The organism is Shewanella sp. Shew256 (assembly GCF_002196695.1).
Classification (GTDB): Bacteria; Pseudomonadota; Gammaproteobacteria; order Enterobacterales; family Shewanellaceae; genus Shewanella; species Shewanella mangrovisoli.
Window position 1 is genome coordinate 63965 of sequence record NZ_NAJR01000001.1, and the last position, 17541, is coordinate 81505.

At 48.3% G+C, this 17541-nt stretch carries 15 protein-coding genes; 11 read left to right on the top strand and 4 right to left on the bottom strand.

Features of this window, described 5'->3' with window-relative positions; genetic code table 11:
• The first annotated feature begins 11 nt into the window (after positions 1–11).
• Positions 12–947 carry an SPFH domain-containing protein gene (locus B5P39_RS00325; RefSeq protein ID WP_011624233.1) on the top strand — a complete coding sequence of 312 codons (936 nt, stop codon included), beginning with the start codon at positions 12–14 and terminating at the stop codon, positions 945–947.
• Complete coding sequence (locus tag B5P39_RS00330) at positions 947–1879, top strand: SPFH domain-containing protein (RefSeq protein WP_088210025.1); 933 nt, start codon at positions 947–949, stop codon at positions 1877–1879. The genes B5P39_RS00325 and B5P39_RS00330 overlap by 1 nt, the downstream gene beginning before the upstream one ends.
• Before the next feature lie 209 nt (positions 1880–2088).
• Here the strand turns inward: B5P39_RS00330 and B5P39_RS00335 are convergent, their stop codons facing one another.
• The 4 genes from B5P39_RS00335 to priA form a co-directional block, all read right to left on the bottom strand.
• Positions 2089–2313, bottom strand: a complete 225-nt coding sequence (locus B5P39_RS00335; RefSeq protein WP_011624229.1) for a hypothetical protein — start codon at positions 2311–2313, stop codon at positions 2089–2091.
• A gap of 569 nt (positions 2314–2882) precedes the next feature.
• Positions 2883–3578, bottom strand: a complete 696-nt coding sequence (locus B5P39_RS00340; RefSeq protein ID WP_088210026.1) for an SPOR domain-containing protein — start codon at positions 3576–3578, stop codon at positions 2883–2885.
• A gap of 3 nt (positions 3579–3581) precedes the next feature.
• Entirely contained in the window at positions 3582–5327 is a 1746-nt protein-coding gene (gene argS / locus B5P39_RS00345) for an arginine--tRNA ligase (protein ID WP_088210027.1), read from the bottom strand.
• Between the two features lie 111 nt (positions 5328–5438).
• Positions 5439–7649 (bottom strand): primosomal protein N', encoded by a 2211-nt coding sequence (gene priA, locus B5P39_RS00350; RefSeq protein WP_088210028.1) that lies wholly within the window; start codon positions 7647–7649, stop codon positions 5439–5441.
• Positions 7650–7752: 103 nt separating this feature from the next.
• On the opposite strand from priA, the gene B5P39_RS00355 reads away from it, so the two are divergent.
• The 9 genes from B5P39_RS00355 to mshL all read left to right on the top strand — a co-directional run bounded on the left by B5P39_RS00355 (position 7753) and on the right by mshL (position 17541).
• Positions 7753–8916, top strand: coding sequence for a FimV/HubP family polar landmark protein (locus B5P39_RS00355; protein ID WP_088210029.1), 1164 nt, complete (start codon positions 7753–7755; stop codon positions 8914–8916).
• Between the two features lie 165 nt (positions 8917–9081).
• Complete coding sequence (rpmE, locus tag B5P39_RS00360) at positions 9082–9294, top strand: 50S ribosomal protein L31 (RefSeq protein ID WP_011624224.1); 213 nt, start codon at positions 9082–9084, stop codon at positions 9292–9294.
• Positions 9295–9805: 511 nt separating this feature from the next.
• On the top strand, positions 9806–11050 hold the full coding sequence (locus tag B5P39_RS00365) for a malic enzyme-like NAD(P)-binding protein (RefSeq protein WP_086902251.1): 1245 nt from the start codon (positions 9806–9808) through the stop codon (positions 11048–11050).
• A 213-nt stretch (positions 11051–11263) separates the two neighbouring features.
• The gene (csrD, locus tag B5P39_RS00370; RefSeq protein WP_086902250.1) at positions 11264–13174 is read left to right on the top strand and encodes an RNase E specificity factor CsrD; all 1911 of its coding nucleotides are present in this window, start codon (positions 11264–11266) and stop codon (positions 13172–13174) included.
• 238 nt (positions 13175–13412) lie between these two features.
• The gene (locus B5P39_RS00375) at positions 13413–14291 is read left to right on the top strand and encodes an MSHA biogenesis protein MshI (RefSeq protein WP_088210030.1); all 879 of its coding nucleotides are present in this window, start codon (positions 13413–13415) and stop codon (positions 14289–14291) included.
• Positions 14288–14890 (top strand): PilN domain-containing protein, encoded by a 603-nt coding sequence (locus tag B5P39_RS00380; protein WP_088210031.1) that lies wholly within the window; start codon positions 14288–14290, stop codon positions 14888–14890. Before B5P39_RS00375 ends, B5P39_RS00380 begins: the two co-directional genes overlap by 4 nt.
• Positions 14887–15537 carry an MSHA biogenesis protein MshJ gene (locus tag B5P39_RS00385; protein WP_088210032.1) on the top strand — a complete coding sequence of 217 codons (651 nt, stop codon included), beginning with the start codon at positions 14887–14889 and terminating at the stop codon, positions 15535–15537. The genes B5P39_RS00380 and B5P39_RS00385 overlap by 4 nt, the downstream gene beginning before the upstream one ends.
• Positions 15524–15841 carry an MSHA biogenesis protein MshK gene (locus B5P39_RS00390; protein WP_088210033.1) on the top strand — a complete coding sequence of 106 codons (318 nt, stop codon included), beginning with the start codon at positions 15524–15526 and terminating at the stop codon, positions 15839–15841. The genes B5P39_RS00385 and B5P39_RS00390 overlap by 14 nt, the downstream gene beginning before the upstream one ends.
• A 14-nt stretch (positions 15842–15855) precedes the next feature.
• On the top strand, positions 15856–17541 hold the full coding sequence (gene mshL, locus B5P39_RS00395) for a pilus (MSHA type) biogenesis protein MshL (RefSeq protein ID WP_088210034.1): 1686 nt from the start codon (positions 15856–15858) through the stop codon (positions 17539–17541).

Genomic DNA, 17541 nt, shown 5'->3' on the forward strand with positions numbered 1-17541 from the left:
AGGATGAGTCTATGTTTGTGTTTACCTTAGTCATTTTATTTGTCTTGTTTATTCTCTATAAGCTGATGCTGATAGTGCCGATGCGTGAGGTGCATGTCATCGAGCGTTTGGGGAAATTCCGCACTGTACTGCAACCGGGATTCCACTTCTTAATTCCTTTCTTCGATCGCGTCGCATATAAACACGATACCCGTGAGCAAGTGCTCGACGTGCCGCCACAAAGTTGTATCTCAAAGGACAACACTCAGCTTGAAGTGGACGGTTTAGTGTATCTCAAGGTCATGGACGGCAAATTAGCGAGCTACGGTATTGAAAACTATCGCAAAGCTGCCGTGAATCTGGCACAGACCACTATGCGTTCTGAAATCGGTAAGCTCACGCTCAGCGAGACCTTTTCCGAGCGTGACCGCTTAAATGAATCCATAGTGCGCGAGATTGATAAGGCGTCAGAGCCTTGGGGGATCAAAGTGTTACGTTATGAGATCCGCAATATCACGCCATCGCGCCATGTGATCCATACCCTCGAAAAACAAATGGAAGCCGAGCGTCGTAAGCGCGCCGAAATCACCTTGGCCAATGCAGAAAAGGCCGCGATGATCAATATGTCAGAGGGCGAACGCCAAGAGGCGATTAACATTTCTGAAGGCCAAAAACAGAAGCGCATCAACGAAGCTAAAGGTACGGGGCAAGAGATTGCCATTATCGCTAAGGCTAAGTCCGAAGGCATGGCAATGATTTCCCAAGCGTTAGCGGTTAATGGCGGTAACGATGCGATGAATATGCTGTTAAAAGAGCAGTTTATTGCTCAGGTCGGTAAGATCCTCAACGATTCGCAAGTGTCGGTTGTCCCCGCGGAAATGGCAAAACTCGAAGGGTTCTTCGAAGGAATGGAACAAGTCACCCAAACCGTGGGTGGCCATAATGCAACTAGCAAAGGAGCACGCTAATGCAAATCCCATTGAATACTGATGTCGCGGTAATGGTCATTTGGGGACTGATTTTCGCCATATTTGTGATTAAACTGTTCCAATCCATCCGCTTAGTTCCGACTAAATCGGCTTATATAGTTGAGCGTTTAGGTAAGTACCACTCGACGCTAGATGCGGGTTTCCACACCTTAATTCCTTTTGTCGATAAAGTGGCTTATATCCATGACTTAAAAGAGGAAACGATCGACGTACCACCACAGGAGTGTTTCTCAAGTGACGAAGTAAATGTGGAAGTCGATGGGGTGATTTATATCTCTGTTACCGATCCTGTGAAGGCCAGCTATGGCATCACAGACTATCGCTATGCGGCAATTCAATTAGCGCAAACCACCACGCGCTCAGTGATCGGGACCTTAGATCTTGACCGCACCTTCGAAGAGAGGGATGTGATTTCGGCCAAGGTAGTGGAAGTGCTCGACCAAGCAGGCGCCATGTGGGGTATTCGCGTACACCGCTATGAGATTAAGAACATCACGCCGCCCGAGACAGTGAAAAACGCCATGGAAATGCAAGTGAATGCTGAGCGTGAGCGCCGTGCATTACTGGCAAAGAGTGAGGGTGATAAGCAGAGTAAGATAAATCGCTCCGAAGGGATTAAAGCGGAAACCGTAAACCGTTCTGAAGGTGAAATGCAGCGCCGTATCAACGAGGCTGAAGGTAAAGCGGAGGAGATTTTAACCCTGTCGCGAGCCACTGCGGAATCGATTGAGCGTTTAGCGACTGTAATTGCGGCGCCAGGTGGCCATAACGCACTGCGGATGCAGCTCGGTGAGCAGTACTTTAAGCAGCTCGATGGCTTAAGCCAGAAATCTAGCCGTGTGGTGCTGCCCGGTAATATGGTCGATTTCGATTACTGGATGAATAGCATAGGTTTAAAAGAGAAAGCTTAAGGCGCATAAACCATGTTACGGCTTAAATATTCATCAGGTTAAGCCCCATAAACCTAAGGCCAAATAGTGATATTTGGCCTTATTTTTTTTGCGGTTTAGCATGGGATTAATGATAAAAAAAGCGGGTTAAAAATATCAGTTAACTGGCGCGGCGAATGGGGAACTCAATGCAGCCGTCCATTGGCGTATCTCGTCATCTTCAGCCGTGATTAATAGGCCAGACGCTCGGAAATTTCAGAGTGGGAATGGGTTTCGATAAGACGCGCTATGGTGTCTTGTTCGAGTACCGCTAAGGCCGAAATCTCGTTGTAAATCTTATCCTGCACATCTAGAGGCATGTGCACATGCTCCATATACATCCGGATGCTTAAGGCGTCACCGCTTTTGAACAGTTGGCTGAATTCAGAGGCTTCAATCTCGATTAATGCATTCATAATACTTCACCCTGAGGTTGGATTTTTGATGAGTAGACAACAGGTTTTGCTGTTACCTAAGAGATACGCCTAAGTTTGATCTAGGTCAATTAAACGCCATATTAATCTTTCTTAATAAACAAATTTACTGTGTAAAAATAGGTGGTTATAAATTCCATAAAATGAAGTTGTGACTTATACCAATCACATTAAATATCTAATCAGTTCAGAGCCTCACAGGCATCTCAATCCAAGGCGCATTGACGCAGAAATGGTTATTCCCTTTTAAGTCAATGTAACACGGGAGTGAGATGCCTGTGAGGCTCCCGAAGGGCGGGGTTGAACGTGCTTTATACTGCGTTTAAGGCTTTCGACAGAGCACCACTATGCCTTCAAGCCTTCGCCTTGTCTAAAGCCCGTTTAACTCCCGCTGAATGAACAGATATTTAATACGATTGGTATTAGCTCAATGTTTAAAACGAGGTGAAAGAGGGTGGTTGGGAGCGGACTTCAGTTGGCAAGAAGATAAAAAAATCGCGGCGCGTAATGGCTCACGCGCCGCGATTCAGAGACTCATTTTCCGAGTAGGATTACTTAGGAATGGCTAAGAGTTGGCAGCCATTGATCCCTGCATTTTGCAAGGTGTGACGCTTACGCTCGGCATCACGTTTGCGCTCATAAGGCCCGAGGATGACTTTGTACCAAGTGCCTGAGGTGCCCTCAATTTGTCTGACCTGCGCTTCTAATCCTTGGAACGCAATCACAGCCTTCATCTGGTTCGCCTGAGACTCTTGACGGAATGAGGCGCACTGCAATTGATATTGCTGTGGTGTGCGCGTCGACACGACATCGGGAATATCCACTTCGACGTTTTTATTCTCAAGCTCGTCCAGATAGGTCCATTCTTCCTTAGGCTTAGGTGGCAAGGCGTTCGGATCTTTCTTCGGCGCTTCAACGACCGGCTTTTCTTCCACCGGCGCAGTGACTACCACGGCTTGGCGCTCGGCCTCTTTCACCTTAGGCGTTAGAATCGTTGCCGGTTCTTTTGCCTTGGTCGGTTTCTCGGTTTTCACCTCGACAGGCGTTTCCTGCTTGGCGGTATCTTTAATGCTAAACAGAAAATAGCCAAAACTGCCGACGGCAATAAAGGCGAACAGGATCAACGGGATCGGGAGTTTACGGCGAGGCGCAGCCTTTTTAGCCGCAGGCCTCGCCCGTGTTGCGCGCATGGGGCGCTGTTTCGCGCCCGCTTGCGGTCTTCTGTTGGCATAGTCACGATTGCTCATGGCTTACATCCGTTCTAGGGTTTCGATACCTAGTAGATTTAGGCCTTTTTGCAGCGTGTTGGCCGTCAGTTGTGACAGCAGTAAACGGCTATGCCTTTGCTCGTCGTTATCGGCGGCAAGCACTGGGCAGGCCTCGTAGAAGCTAGAGAAAGCCCCTGCTAATTCATAGAGGTAACCGCAAAGTACATGTGGTTGGCCCTTGTCGATTACGCGGCTGAGGATTTCACCAAACTGCGCCAGTTTGTTACCTAAGTCTTTCTCTTTTTCGTGTTCGAGTACGATCTTGGCTTGGCTTAAGTCAATATCGGTTGCACGTTTGAAGATTCCTGCAACGCGGGTGTAAGCGTATAGCAGGTAAGGCGCGGTATTGCCTTCAAAGCTCAGCATTTGCTCGAAGCTGAAGATGTAATCGCTGGTACGGTTTTTCGACAGATCAGCGTATTTGACTGCGCTGATCCCCACTACGCGGGCAATTTCAGCTAAGGTCGCTTCATCCATATCTGGGTTTTTGCTGCGAACCAGCTCAAGCGCGCGAGTATTGGCTTCATCCAGCAGATCCACCAGTTTGACCACGCCACCGGTACGGGTCTTGAACGGACGACCATCTTCGCCATTCATGGTACCGAAGCCTAAGTGTTCCAGTGACATATCGTTACGGACAAACTTGGCCAGCTTGGCAAGGCTAAACACTTGTTGGAAGTGCAGTGCTTGGCGTAAATCGACAAAGTAGAGTACGCGGTCGGCTTTTAGCACGCTTGAACGGTAACGCATAGCCGCTAAGTCGGTGGTGGCATAGAGGTAACCACCATCGGCTTTTTGAATGATAACAGGCAGCGCTTCGCCTTCTTTATTACGGAATTCTTCTTGGAAGACCACTTTGGCGCCGTTGCTTTGGGTCAGTAAACCTTGGGCGTCTAAATCTTTGACTACTTGCTCTAAGTCGGCGTTATAGGCGCTTTCACCGTGCACATCGGCGCGGGTCAAACTCACCCCTAAACGCTCGTACACTTCGTGGCAGTGGCTTAAAGAAATGTCGTTAAATTCACGCCACAGTTTGTTGCAGTATTCGTCACCTGATTGCAGTTCAACCACGAGCTGACGGGCACGAGTCGCGAACTCTGCCGATTCGTCAAAACGCAGTTTGGCGGCACGGTAGAAGGTTTCGAGATCCGATAATTCTAATTGGGCTTGTTCGCCATTTTGCGCGCGCAATTCTTCCATGTAAGCCAGCAGCATACCAAATTGGGTGCCCCAGTCGCCTACGTGGTTTTGGCGGATCACTTTATGGCCTAAAAACTCGAGGGTACGCACCACGCTGTCACCAATGATGGTCGAACGCAGGTGGCCGACGTGCATCTCTTTGGCGAGGTTAGGTGAAGAGTAGTCCACGACAATAGTTTGTGGCGTTGGTAGCTTAATCCCTAAATGATCATCACTTATTGCAGCCTGTAATTGGTTCGCTAAGGCGCTGTCATCAATGAAGAAGTTGATAAAACCAGGGCCTGCGATTTCAACTTTCGCCACATAGGCTGAGGCGGGTAGGTTGTCGATGATCAGCTGCGCCAATTCGCGGGGATTTTTACCCGCCGCTTTGGTTAGCATCATGGCTAAGTTGGTTGCCAGATCGCCATGGCTCTTATCCTTGGTTCGATCTACTTGAATTCGCGCCTCAAAATCCGCAGGCAAAATACCTTGTTGTTTAAAGGATTCGATAGTTTGTTCAAGTAATGATTGGATATGTGATTTCATGGATTAATTAGCTACTAACTTTAAGAATGAATACAGGGAATAACCGCGTATTTTAGCCGTTTGTGGTGACTAATTGCTATCTTCCCGATGATTTTTTATCAAATTATTGAATCACAACAGATCCTGCGGATCCCTATCTAGGCTCCAGCGACAACGTTTGGCCTCTGGCAGCTGTTCGACGAGGGGATAAATACGCTCAAACTCTTGCTGTAATCTATGTCTGTGCTTGGCTTGAAACATCAATTGGCGGCGAAACTTACCGGCTTTTCTGTCGAGTGGTGCTGGCATTGGGCCGATGATTTCAAACTCTTTATCTTGGGGCAGCAGCGCTGCAAACGCATTAAGAAAGTTATCGGCATCCACAGCGGAGTGGGCTTCTGCGCGCACCAGCACCATGTGCCAAGCGGGAGGCAGCAGCGCCATTTGCCGCTCCTTTAATTGGCTGCGGGCAAACTCGCCATAACCTCGGTGGAGCAAATCCCTCAGTATCGGGTTATCACTCTGGTGAGTTTGCAGCAATACAGTACCGGGTTTGTTGGCGCGACCAGCACGGCCAGCGACCTGTGTATAGAGCTGGCCGAAGCGCTCTGGCGCCCTAAAGTCGGCGCTAAAGAGCGCGCCATCGACATCCAGTAATCCCACTAAGGTCACATCTGGAAAGTGGTGTCCCTTGGCAAGCATTTGAGTGCCGACCAAGATTTTGTATTCGCCCTTATGAATAGCGCTTAAGTGGCTCTCGAGCGAGCCTTTTAGGCGGGTGGTATCGCGATCGATTCGTACCACGGGATATTTAGGGAACTCCTGCTGGAGTGCTTCGGCGAGTTGTTCTGTGCCGATACCTTGGCCCATCAACATGGTGCTGCCGCAATTGTGGCACTGCCTTGGAATGGCATATTGGTTGCCACAGTGGTGGCAGCGGATTTCTCCAAGGGATTGATGTACCGTAAAAAAGGCATCGCAGCGATCACACTCGTGTAAGTGCCCACACTCGTGGCACAGCAGTGCTGGTGCAAAGCCACGGCGGTTCAAAAACAGTAATACCTGATTCCCAGCCTCTAAATGGCTGCGGATTTCGTTGATGAGTGGCGCCGACATTCCCGCCTTGAGGGGCAGGTTTTTGATATCGATAATCCCTTGGCGCACTTTTTTTGCATTACCCGCTCGTTCCCCGAGTTGCAGGTGATGATATCGACCGCTGAGGGCATTTTGCAGGGTTTCTAACGAGGGTGTCGCCGAACCTAAAATCACCGGGATCGATTCTAAATGTCCACGCATCACGGCGAGGTCTCGGGCGTGGTAGCCAACGCCTTCCTGCTGTTTAAAGCTGCTGTCGTGTTCTTCGTCGAGGATGATGACGCCGGGAAAAGCCATGGGCGTAAACAGGGCAGAGCGGGTGCCAATGATGATGGCGGCTTGGCCGCAGCGAGCTTGTCGCCAGGCTTCGAGGCGCTGGTTATCGGTCAGCCCTGAATGCAGCACGGCCACATTGACTTTAAAGCGGCGCTTAAAACGATTGATGGTTTGCGGTGTTAGGCCAATCTCAGGTACGAGGATCAGCGCTTGCTTACCTTGCTTAAGGATATGTTCGAGTACGGCTAAATAGACCTCGGTTTTACCCGAACCGGTAATGCCCTCGAGCAGAGTGCAGTGGTATCCTTGCTGTTGGGTGAGCAGGGTGACGGCAACTGCTTGTTCCTTATTGAGTCTATGGGGGGCTTCATCGAGTTCCAGTTGGCTGCGCCAATCGAGATTGAGCTCGGCGAGTTTCTCGTGTCTAGCAATCCAGCCCTTATCCTCTAAGGTTTTGAGCGCGGCTTTATTCAGTTCTAAACTGATGACGTCTTCCTGCGTCAGGCTGGTTTGCTGTAAGCGTTCAAGTAAGCGTTTTTGAGCCGGGGCGCGTTTTAATGTCTCAGGCGCAATATTGCTGCCCAGCTCTGTGATTTGCCAGTACTGAATTTTTTGCGGCGCGGCATCGAGCCCTTTACGCAGCGCCACGGGGAGCGCCTGTGTCAGCATTTGCCCTTGGCTGCAAAAGTAATATCTTGCGGCCCAGAGGGTTAATTTATAAAGCGATTCTGGCAATAAAGGCGCGTCATCAATAAACTTTATGACAGATTTGAGTTGTGTAGGTGCTAGATCGCAGCTGTCGGTGATGGCGGTGACAAGGCCAATCAGTTGCTGGCGTCCAAAGGGGACTTTTACTCTTATACCAATCTGAGGCTGTTGGGTGTTTTTATTAGCGTGTTCATCGGTATCGACTCGATAGGTAAAGTTTTGCCGCATAGGCACAGGTAACGCAACTTCAACAAACAGTGACATATGCAGGTCGAGTCTTAAGGGAAATGAGGTTTAGTGTACTCAGCACGGCTAGCGAGGGCTAGTCCTAATGACAGTTTATCCAAGGATAGTTGAGAGTAAGTAAATGACTAAAATAGCGAAATCATTAGGACTATTCGCCTTAGTGTGTAGCGCATGTGTGCAGGCGCAAGTTTCACATGTGAGTATCAATAGCCGCATGTTTGAATTGGGTGCTTACCCCAAAATGCGCGTCAATGTGATCACCGATAATCAGGATATGACCCGGCTTGAATTTGCGGTGCAGCAGTCCGGTGGTGAAGAGAAACTCATGGCCGAGCAGCTTAACCGTTTCTTGGTTTTGCTAACGGGTGTGGAGGATGTGACCGACCCTAAGGCAAGGCTGTTGGTACGTGAATATCGTGTTGACCGCTGGTATGAAGTGAAAAATCTGCCACTGTTTGATAATGCTTCCTCTGCGGTATCACCCGTAATGCAAGCAAAAACGGCGGTTGTGAAATCAAGCAAAGCAGCCAAAGCCGAAACCAGTCTGCTGGCGACAAGTTCTGCTGTAACAGATAAAGCCGCAGCTGTTAAATCCAGTAAACCAGTGCAAGAGGTGAATTTAGTCACGGCTGAAGCTGATGTTGCTCCCGTTGCGCCCGTTGTTGTGGCTGCGTTGACGGCAGAAGTTGCCGCGACGCCTCGCAGCTCTGGATTTACCTTCCCTGAGGATAAGCCTGATGTAAAAGCATCCTCCACCTCGAGTTCGTCCGTAGTGGCATCTGATGAAGCTAAACCTAAGGCTGTTAAATCGGAAGTGACTAACTCTGATCCATCTAAAGCTGATATGCCTACACCTGAGCCGTCGACAACAGAAGTCGTAAGCGTGCAGGCGGTTTCACAAGCGTCTGCTGATGTACCAAAAGTCGAGAAGAGTACGACTACCATTGATGCGCCCGAAGTTAAGACTGCCGAAGCAACTAACGCAGAGGCTAAGATCGTGAGCTCGATAAATGCCAATGCAACAAACTCGGGTGAGTGTATGTTGGATTATCACAACGAGACGTTATGGCGTATTGCCAATCGCTATGCCCCTGAATGGAAAGTGAATGTTTATGGCGCCATGTTGGCGATTCACGATGCCAACCCTAAGGCATTTTCGAAGAATCGGATTAACGCGTTGAAGAAAGATGCCACGCTCTATTGCCCATCGGCCGAGATACTTTCGCGTTATCCCGATGCGCAGGCGGCAAGGACGAGTTTCGAAGATCGGGAAGCGGGAAGATAAGCGTCAGTGGACGAGTAGATTATCGTGAAAATGCTCAGATAATCTACTTGTGTCTGCGTGGGTGATACTGTAGTATTCTGCGCCCTAACATATCGTTATTAACTGCATGTGGTGTCCGACTTCGGGTTGGAAGAGCGACATGGCCTTACATTTGAGGTAATCCCAATGAAACCAGGTATCCACCCAGAATATGCAGTAATCACTGCAAACTGTACTTGTGGCAACGTAATCAAAGTAAACTCTACTGCTGGTAAAGACCTGCACTTAGACGTTTGCGGTGCATGTCACCCATTCTACACAGGTACACAAAAAGTTGTTGATACAGGCGGTCGTATCGACAAGTTCAACAAGCGTTTCGGTATGCTTGGCAAGAAATAATTGCGTTAGCAATGTTTCTAAAAGAGGCGCCTATGGCGCCTTTTTGCTTTCTGGTCTTCTGGCACAAAATCGCTACTTATCTGCCTTTCTGGTACGACTTCACTTAAAAAAGCATCAAAGTCACTTTATAGGGGCTTAAAGTCGCCTAAATCGACTTATTTATAGCAATTAACTATAAGATAACTGAGTTACTTATCTCTATTGTAATTTAATCAACATTTTTCGCTTTGTTAGGCGTTTTTTCATTGCTTTAGCTGGTTATGTTCGTTTGTTTCCTACAAATTTAAACAGATAATCATCCTTTATTGGGTGAGATAAGTTTATAAAACTTGGCTTAGAGAGATAAATCTGTCGCAAAGGCGAAATTTCTCAATATCTTATTTAAAAATTAACCCAATTGGCGTATCTTACCCCGACCTGCCACACTGTTTAAATCGCCCGTAAATGAGGTGATCTTGGGTTGGTCGGCCTTACTTTCATACTTATAAATGTCGCATTTCAGGATGTTAAAATGTCAGATATTCGTCAACAAGCACTCGATTATCATGAATTCCCCGTTCCCGGTAAAACCGCAGTCTGCCTCACTAAACCTGCTGAAACCAGCCATGACCTCGCACTAGCCTATAGCCCTGGTGTTGCTGAACCGGTACGTGAAATTGCTGCTAATCCTGACAATGCATATCGTTACACCAACAAAGGTAACACAGTCGCTGTTATCACCAACGGCACAGCGATTCTGGGTTTAGGTAACTTAGGCCCATTGGCGTCAAAACCCGTGATGGAAGGTAAGGCTCTGTTGTTTAAACACTTTGCAAATATCGACTCGACCGATATCGAAGTGACTCACAATACTCCTGAAGAGTTCATTAACACAGTTGCGGCCATCGCTGGCACCTTTGGTGGGATTAACCTCGAAGACATCAAGGCGCCAGAGTGTTTTGTTATCGAGCGCGAATTGATTGAGCGTTGTAATGTGCCCGTGTTCCACGATGACCAGCACGGCACCGCCATTGTGACCGCCGCCGGTATGATCAACGCCTTAGAAATCCAAGGTAAACTGATCAGCGATGCGACCTTTGTATGTATGGGTGCTGGCGCAGCGGCTATTGCCTGTATGACCATGTTGGTTAAGTGTGGTGCAAACCGTGCCAACATCTATATGTTAGATACTAAAGGCGTTATCCATGCGGGTCGTACCGATCTGAATGAATATAAAGCCTTGTTTGCAAACGATACCGACAAGCGCACCTTGCAAGATGTGATTAAAGGTGCCGACGTATTCTTAGGTTTATCTGGCCCGAACGTGATTGGCGCTGAAGAAGTGGCCATGATGGCGGATAAGCCAGTGATTTTTGCCTGCTCAAACCCAGATCCTGAAATCAAACCTGAGCTTGCCCACGCGACGCGCAGTGATTTAATCATGGGTACTGGCCGCAGCGATTATCCAAACCAAGTGAACAACGTACTGTGTTTCCCATTCATTTTCCGTGGTGCCTTGGATGTACGTGCATCTTGCATTAACGATGAGATGAAAGTGGCCGCAGTTCACGCGATTGCTGCCTTAGCAAAAGAAGAAGTCCCCGCGAGCGTATTGAAGGCCTATCCAAAGGTGAGTTCATTAAGTTTTGGCCCTGAATATGTGCTGCCAAAACCAATGGATCCACGCTTGTTACCTCGTGTTGCCCGTGCGGTTGCACAAGCTGCGATTGATTCGGGTGTTGCGGCAATCACTACGCTGCCACAATATGCGGATTAAGCGCTAAGTTGATTAACAAAAAAGAGGCTAATTAGCCTCTTTTTTGTTTTAACCTCGGATGAAATTTCTGCGATCAGAATTAGTTTTAGAGGCTTTGAAAACCAATCCTTAGTTGCCTTTTAGCGTATGCTACTGAATAATCTTGGCAGCATTTGTTGAACTCGTGTTAAGAGTGCGCCGATAATTATAATAATCCAGCAGGATAGCGGATCGATGAAATTCACTCGAATGTTAACTACAAAATTAACCAGTTTTTGGTTAATGTCTTTGGCCGCTATCGCCTTCGTCTTTTTACTCAGCGCCATGATGAGCTTTGTGCAGTTGACCTATAAGTTTCAACAGCAGAAAGTGTCTGAGCTTGAATCCCTACTTATTGAACATTATCAAACGCAACCCGATTGGGAATTAGAGTCTTGGTTGCCGCCGATGCTGCTGGCGTACAATGCCGTCGAATTCCGTTTGACCATGAAGAGCGAAGTGCTTTTTGCCTATCAGGGCAATGTGCAAACGCAAAATGCCATGGTCTATACCCATTTGCTCGATCCCAAGTCGGGACTGAATATGACCCTCACGCTGCCACAACCCTTTGAGCATTACAGCGTCAGTTGGTATGAGTTGCTTATTTTAGGCGTGGGCTTGCTGGCAGTTATTGCGCTGGTGCGTTTTGGCCATGTGTGGTTTTCGCAGCAGTTGGATGGTATTGAAGAACTTGCCCAGCGTAGCCGACTGATTTTGCAAGGCAAGCACGAACAAGCACTCGCGACCCCGGGTAATGGTAAGCCGAGGCTGATCAACCGAGCCTTAACTAAGCTGCTCGAAGAATTGCAGGACGCCCATAAAGAGCGCGGCCGTTTCGATAAGTTTATTCGTTCCAACACTTTTTTAGATGCACAAACCCGTATCGGTAATCGACTGTTTCTAAACAACCGTCTGGATGCCTTGAGTCATGATCAAGGCATGGTGGCCCATGGGGTGATTTATCTGTTGGAAATGGACGACCTTGATTTACTGCAACAGGCGAAAGGGGAGAGCGCGGTTAAAGAGTTGCTCCATGCGACAGTCAACAGCATTAACTCTATTTTACAGACCTTACCCAACAGCATCTTTGCACGCCGCTCCCACAATCAATTTGCGATTGTCGTGCCCCATGTGTCTTTGATTGAGGCCGACCAACTTGCCAGTAAATTACTCAAAGTCTGTCTGAGTCAACCTCTGCCCGATGATGTGGAGAATCAAGACAACTTTTATCACTTGGGCTGCGCTTACTTTACCGCCGGAGATAATGTTAATCAGCTGCTCGATGAAGCCGATATGGCACTACGCGCCGCGCAATTACAAGGTAACAGTAATTGGTTTATGTATGATAAGGGCGCGATTGATGAGGAGTTTGCCAAAGGCTCAGTGCGTTGGCGTAGCTTCTTGGAGAATGCCTTAGTCCAGCGGCGTTTTTATCCCTTTAGTCAGCCAGTGATGGATTCTGACGGCGTTGAGCATCACAAGGAAATCTTTACCCGGGCACGGGATAATCAAGGCGCCTTAGTTCGGGCGACACTCTTTATCCCTATGGCAAACAAATGCGGTTTGATGCCTCAGGTAGAGCGGCAGATGATTGAGCGCGTGTTGGGTTTGTTGGCGCAGGAACAACATAAAAATCAAGTTTATAGTGTGAACCTGAGCCTAGATACCTTGATGAGCCGCGCCTTTACTCAGTGGCTTAAAACCACTTTGCTCGAATATCGCCATCTGACGCCACAACTGATTTTTGAGGTTTCCGAAGACATCGTTATCCAGCACCAGGATAAGCTTAAGCCTAAGCTGGATATGATCCGTAAGATGGGCGCGCGATTGTGCGTCGACCATGTGGGCCAGCAGGTGGTGGGCACTTACTATATTCGTGAATGCCATTTCGACATGATTAAACTGCATAGGTCGATTGTGCGCCATATTCATTTACGCCCAGAAAATCAATTGTTTATTCGTAGTCTTATCGGTGGTTTATATCGCACCGAAGTACAAGTCTGTGCTGAGGGCATCGAAGTCTTTGAGGAATGGCAAACCCTACAAATCCTCGGTGTAGGTATGGCGCAGGGCATGTATTTTAGTGAGCCAATTGAGGTGCAATAACGGGGAATTATTTCCACAGCGTATGTGATCGCTGTGGAAGAATAGGGCCAAAATGTCGGATTTCTCTATAAAATTCACTGATTAGCGGCTAAACTAGCCTGTGCCAAAATTATGACGCTGGATATGATGGGTTTCACATTTTACAGGTGATGCGCATTATCCTTATTTGAGTTTTGGACGTTTGTTATTCGCGCTCTTATGACTCAAGCTTTAACTTTATCGGAAGACAGGCATTTTTATGGATAAAGGACTTTTTGCTCGGTTGGCCTTTTGGCGAGCCAAACAGGCTGGCGCGGCGCTCGGTGTTTATGTCTGTGCCGATAAGCTGTGGGTCTATGCTCCCGCGACTGAAAGTCTTGCAGAACAATGGGTTTCCTATGAACTGCAACAGGACCAATGGCAACAGGCCTTTGCCAAACTTGCCGATGCCTTTCCCCAAGCTTCCTTACAAATTGTCCTTGGTAGTGGCCGCTATCAATTGCTCGTGGCCGACAAACCGAATGTCGATAGTGACGAATTATCCCAAGCTTTACTCTGGTCTATCAAAGACATGGTGAATATCCCTGTGCCGCAAATTCACTTGGATTACTTTGAGTCGCCCCTGCCAAGCAATAAGCTCAGCGTGGTTGTGGTCGATAAAGAAAAGTTGCGCGCTATGGTGCAGGCCATCAGCGATCAAGGTTTAAGTGTGCTAGGCATGAGCATCGAAGAATTAGCCATGACTAACCTGTTTGATGAGGATAATCAGGCGAGATTGGTGGTGAGCCATCATACAGGGCAAGAGTTATTGCTGACTGTGGTCAAGCAAGGTCAGCTCTATATGCAGCGCCGAGTACGGGGCTTTACCGAGCTGGATAAGGCCGAAGTCGATGAGCTTAATTACGGACTAGCGGATAACTTAAGCCTAGAAATTCAGCGTTCTATGGATTACTTTGAAAGCCAATTGCGCCAGCCTCCGGTCGCCTCAATTGAATTATTTGCCGACGGCGCAGTGGATGCCTTGGCTAAGTTGGTATCGGCTAACTTTAACCAAGCCGTTAATGTCGTGAATAAGCGTGCCGTGGGCGCGAGCATGGCGGGATTAGCCTTTAGTGAACTTTCACGAGGTGCCGAGTGATAAAATCGAGAGTCAATCTATATTCTGCGGCATTATTACCCCCAAAGCAGAGTTTAACCTTCGCGAAATTAATGAGTTATACCTTAGGCTTGGTACTGGTCTGCGCCATACTCGCGGCCTTTAGCTACTGGCAATTAACCGAGTCTCAGCGGGCACTAAGCCAAGCCTCTACGCAAAAACAGCAATTCGATCAGCAAAAGGCGGAGCTTGAAGCGCAAATCGCCGCCCGTAAACCCGATCCTGAGTTAGTCGCACGGGTCGAGTTAGAGTCACAGCAGCTCGAGTTAAAACAATTATTGATGAGCGAATTAGCTCTGCGTTCGTCCTTAACCAGCCGAGGTTTTGCGCCCGTGCTGAAGGATTTAGCTATGGTGGCCGATGCGAGTGTCTGGCTGAACCATATTGTGATTAACGAGCAGCACTTTATGTTTGAAGGCTTTGCCGATCATCCGCAGAGCATTCCGCAATGGGTGGGCAAGTTAAAGACAACCAACACCTTAAAAGGTCAGGCTTTTTCGTCTATGACCATGGATCGCGGTGAGGATAAACCGCTGGCTTTCACGCTGACGAGTGAGACCCCAGAGGAGCAAGCGCGATGAAAGCCCAATTTGAACAGTTAGCGCAAAAGTTTGATGTTCTCAGCCAGCGCGAGCGCGGGCTTATCGCTCTCGCCGTATTAGTGCTGGTCGCCATGTCGGCCTATATGCCTATCGAGTCGCTGTGGAAACAACAGTATTCGACGGCGCAACAAGTGAAGGCGTTAGAGCAAGAAAACAAGATTTCGATGCAACAGATTGATTTATATCAGCAGCGATTGGCTATGGATCCTAACCAGGACTATCGTCAGCGTTTAAACTTGTTGCAGCAACAGAATCAAGAGATTGATGCTCAGCTTAATGAGCAGATGGTGGACATGGTGCCCGCCGATTATATGCCTGAGCTATTAGGCAATCTGCTTGGGCAGGTTCAAGGCATTAAATTACTTAAGTTTACCTCGGTTACGCCCGTGCCACTCCTTGCCGTGGGTGAAGAGAAAAAGCTGAATCTCTACAGCCATGGAATACGCATGAGCTTGGAGGGGGATTATTTTTCTGTGCTGCGCTTTGTTGAAGCGGTAGAGGCTATGCCCGACAAACTTTACTGGAAACGACTCGACTATAAAGTGGCCGATTATCCTAAGGGGAAAATCGATATTGAGCTTTATACCTTGAGTATTAATAAGGACTTTATCAGTGTCGCTAAATAAGCCTTATATTTTCATCGCATTATTGGGATTGTCGGCCCAAGTATCGGCCGAAGCCTTAAGGGATCCGACCTTGCCAGGCAAAGGCTACTCGGCCGCCGGCGCCGTGACTCAGAACCAAAATCAAGCCCTAGTGCTCAATAGCATTGTCAGCTCGGGCAACACGGCCTATGCCGTGATCAACAATAAGATTGTGTCCGTGGGAGATAGCATCCAAGGGGTCAAAGTGGTGCGTATCACCCCCTCGTCGGTCTCCTTGTCTGACGGACGGAAATTAGCATTATTTCAAGCAATAATAGAGAGATAGGGAATAACACTCAGATGACAGTCATTAAATATATTACGCCTCTACTCTCACTTTGCCTTATGGCCTGCCAAACCACGGATAGACCGCAGCCCGTCGCTTCAAAAGAAGCGCTGGCCACCTCGATGCAAACCGCGAGTCAGCCAACGCCTCCACCACCGGCCACTATGCCCGATGCGGTGCAGCGTGAGCTGAACGCCAATGCCATGATGGGCGGGTTAACTCCGCCAATGGAGACCGAACGTCGTATCGATGTGTCTGCCCATGATGTGGATGCGAGGGTGTTTTTCCCCAGTCTAGTGCAGGGCACGCCTTTTAGTGTGGCGGTGCATCCCGAGGTACAGGGTACGATTTCATTGTCACTCAAAGGCGTGACCCTGAGTGAAGCCATTCAAGTGGTGGAAGATATTTATGGTTATGAGGTGAGCCGTGAAGGGCGCATCCTGCGCGTGTTCCCCGCGGGCATGCGGACTGAGACTTTCCCATTAAATTACTTATACATGGAGCGCGATGGTCTATCGCTGACCTCTGTGAGTTCGGGCCGGATCTCCGACAATAACAACTCGAATAACAATAACTCCAATAACAACAATTCGAACAACGGCAATTTTGGCAATAACAGCAACAATAACAATTCAAACAACGGTAATTACGGCAACAATAACAGCAGCGATAGCACCAACGGCACCTTTATTCGCTCGCGCACTAAGACCGATTTTTGGGGCGAATTAAAAGAAACCTTGAGCGCCATTATTGGTGACACTGGCGGTGGTCGTCAGGTAGTAGTGACGCCACAGGCGGGATTAGTGACGATTCGTGCTTATCCTAATGAGCTGCGCCAAGTACGTGCCTTTTTAAATTCTGCCGAAAGCCATCTGCAACGCCAAGTGATCCTCGAAGCGAAGATCCTCGAAGTCACTTTGTCTGATGGTTATCAGCAAGGTATTCAGTGGGAAAATGTGCTGGGGCATGTGGGTAATACTAATATCAATTTTGGTACCTCTGCGGGCGCAGGTTTGAGCGATAAAATTACCGCTTCCCTCGGTGGCGTGACGTCCTTAAGCATTAAAGGCTCGGATTTCAATACCATGATTAGCTTGCTCGACACTCAAGGCGATGTGGACGTGTTGTCCAGTCCAAGGGTGACGGCATCTAACAACCAAAAAGCAGTGATTAAAGTCGGTACCGACGAGTATTTTGTTACCGACGTGTCATCGACCACAGTGGCAGGCACCACGCCAGTGACCACGCCTCAGGTAGAGTTAACGCCATTCTTCTCGGGTATCGCATTGGATGTGACGCCGCAAATCGACAAAGACGGTAATGTGTTACTGCATGTGCATCCTTCGGTTATCGATGTTAAAGAGCAAACCAAGGACATTAAGGTCAGCAGCGAATCCTTAGAACTGCCGCTGGCACAGAGCGAGATCCGCGAATCCGATACCGTTATCCGCGCAGCTTCTGGCGATGTGGTGGTGATCGGTGGTTTGATGAAGAGCGAAAATACCGAAGTGGTTTCTCAGGTGCCGCTGCTCGGTGATATTCCGCTCGTCGGCGAATTGTTTAAAAACCGCAGCAAGCAGAAGAAGAAAACCGAGTTGATTATCATGTTAAAGCCGACCGTAGTAGGCAATGATACTTGGAAAAACGAGTTAGAGCGTTCTAAGACCTTACTCGACCGTTGGTATCCAGAAAATAAGTAA

Bases quoted from the DNA above. Each gene is read 5' to 3' on its own strand.
- B5P39_RS00325 (WP_011624233.1), top strand. From the start codon at position 12: ATGTTTGTGTTTACCTTAGTCATTTTATTTGTCTTGTTTATTCTCTAT.
- B5P39_RS00330 (WP_088210025.1), top strand. From the start codon at position 947: ATGCAAATCCCATTGAATACTGATGTCGCGGTAATGGTCATTTGGGGA.
- B5P39_RS00335 (WP_011624229.1), bottom strand. From the start codon at position 2,313: ATGAATGCATTAATCGAGATTGAAGCCTCTGAATTCAGCCAACTGTTC.
- B5P39_RS00340 (WP_088210026.1), bottom strand. From the start codon at position 3,578: ATGAGCAATCGTGACTATGCCAACAGAAGACCGCAAGCGGGCGCGAAA.
- argS (WP_088210027.1), bottom strand. From the start codon at position 5,327: ATGAAATCACATATCCAATCATTACTTGAACAAACTATCGAATCCTTT.
- priA (WP_088210028.1), bottom strand. From the start codon at position 7,649: ATGTCACTGTTTGTTGAAGTTGCGTTACCTGTGCCTATGCGGCAAAAC.
- B5P39_RS00355 (WP_088210029.1), top strand. From the start codon at position 7,753: ATGACTAAAATAGCGAAATCATTAGGACTATTCGCCTTAGTGTGTAGC.
- rpmE (WP_011624224.1), top strand. From the start codon at position 9,082: ATGAAACCAGGTATCCACCCAGAATATGCAGTAATCACTGCAAACTGT.
- B5P39_RS00365 (WP_086902251.1), top strand. From the start codon at position 9,806: ATGTCAGATATTCGTCAACAAGCACTCGATTATCATGAATTCCCCGTT.
- csrD (WP_086902250.1), top strand. From the start codon at position 11,264: ATGAAATTCACTCGAATGTTAACTACAAAATTAACCAGTTTTTGGTTA.
- B5P39_RS00375 (WP_088210030.1), top strand. From the start codon at position 13,413: ATGGATAAAGGACTTTTTGCTCGGTTGGCCTTTTGGCGAGCCAAACAG.
- B5P39_RS00385 (WP_088210032.1), top strand. From the start codon at position 14,887: ATGAAAGCCCAATTTGAACAGTTAGCGCAAAAGTTTGATGTTCTCAGC.
- mshL (WP_088210034.1), top strand. From the start codon at position 15,856: ATGACAGTCATTAAATATATTACGCCTCTACTCTCACTTTGCCTTATG.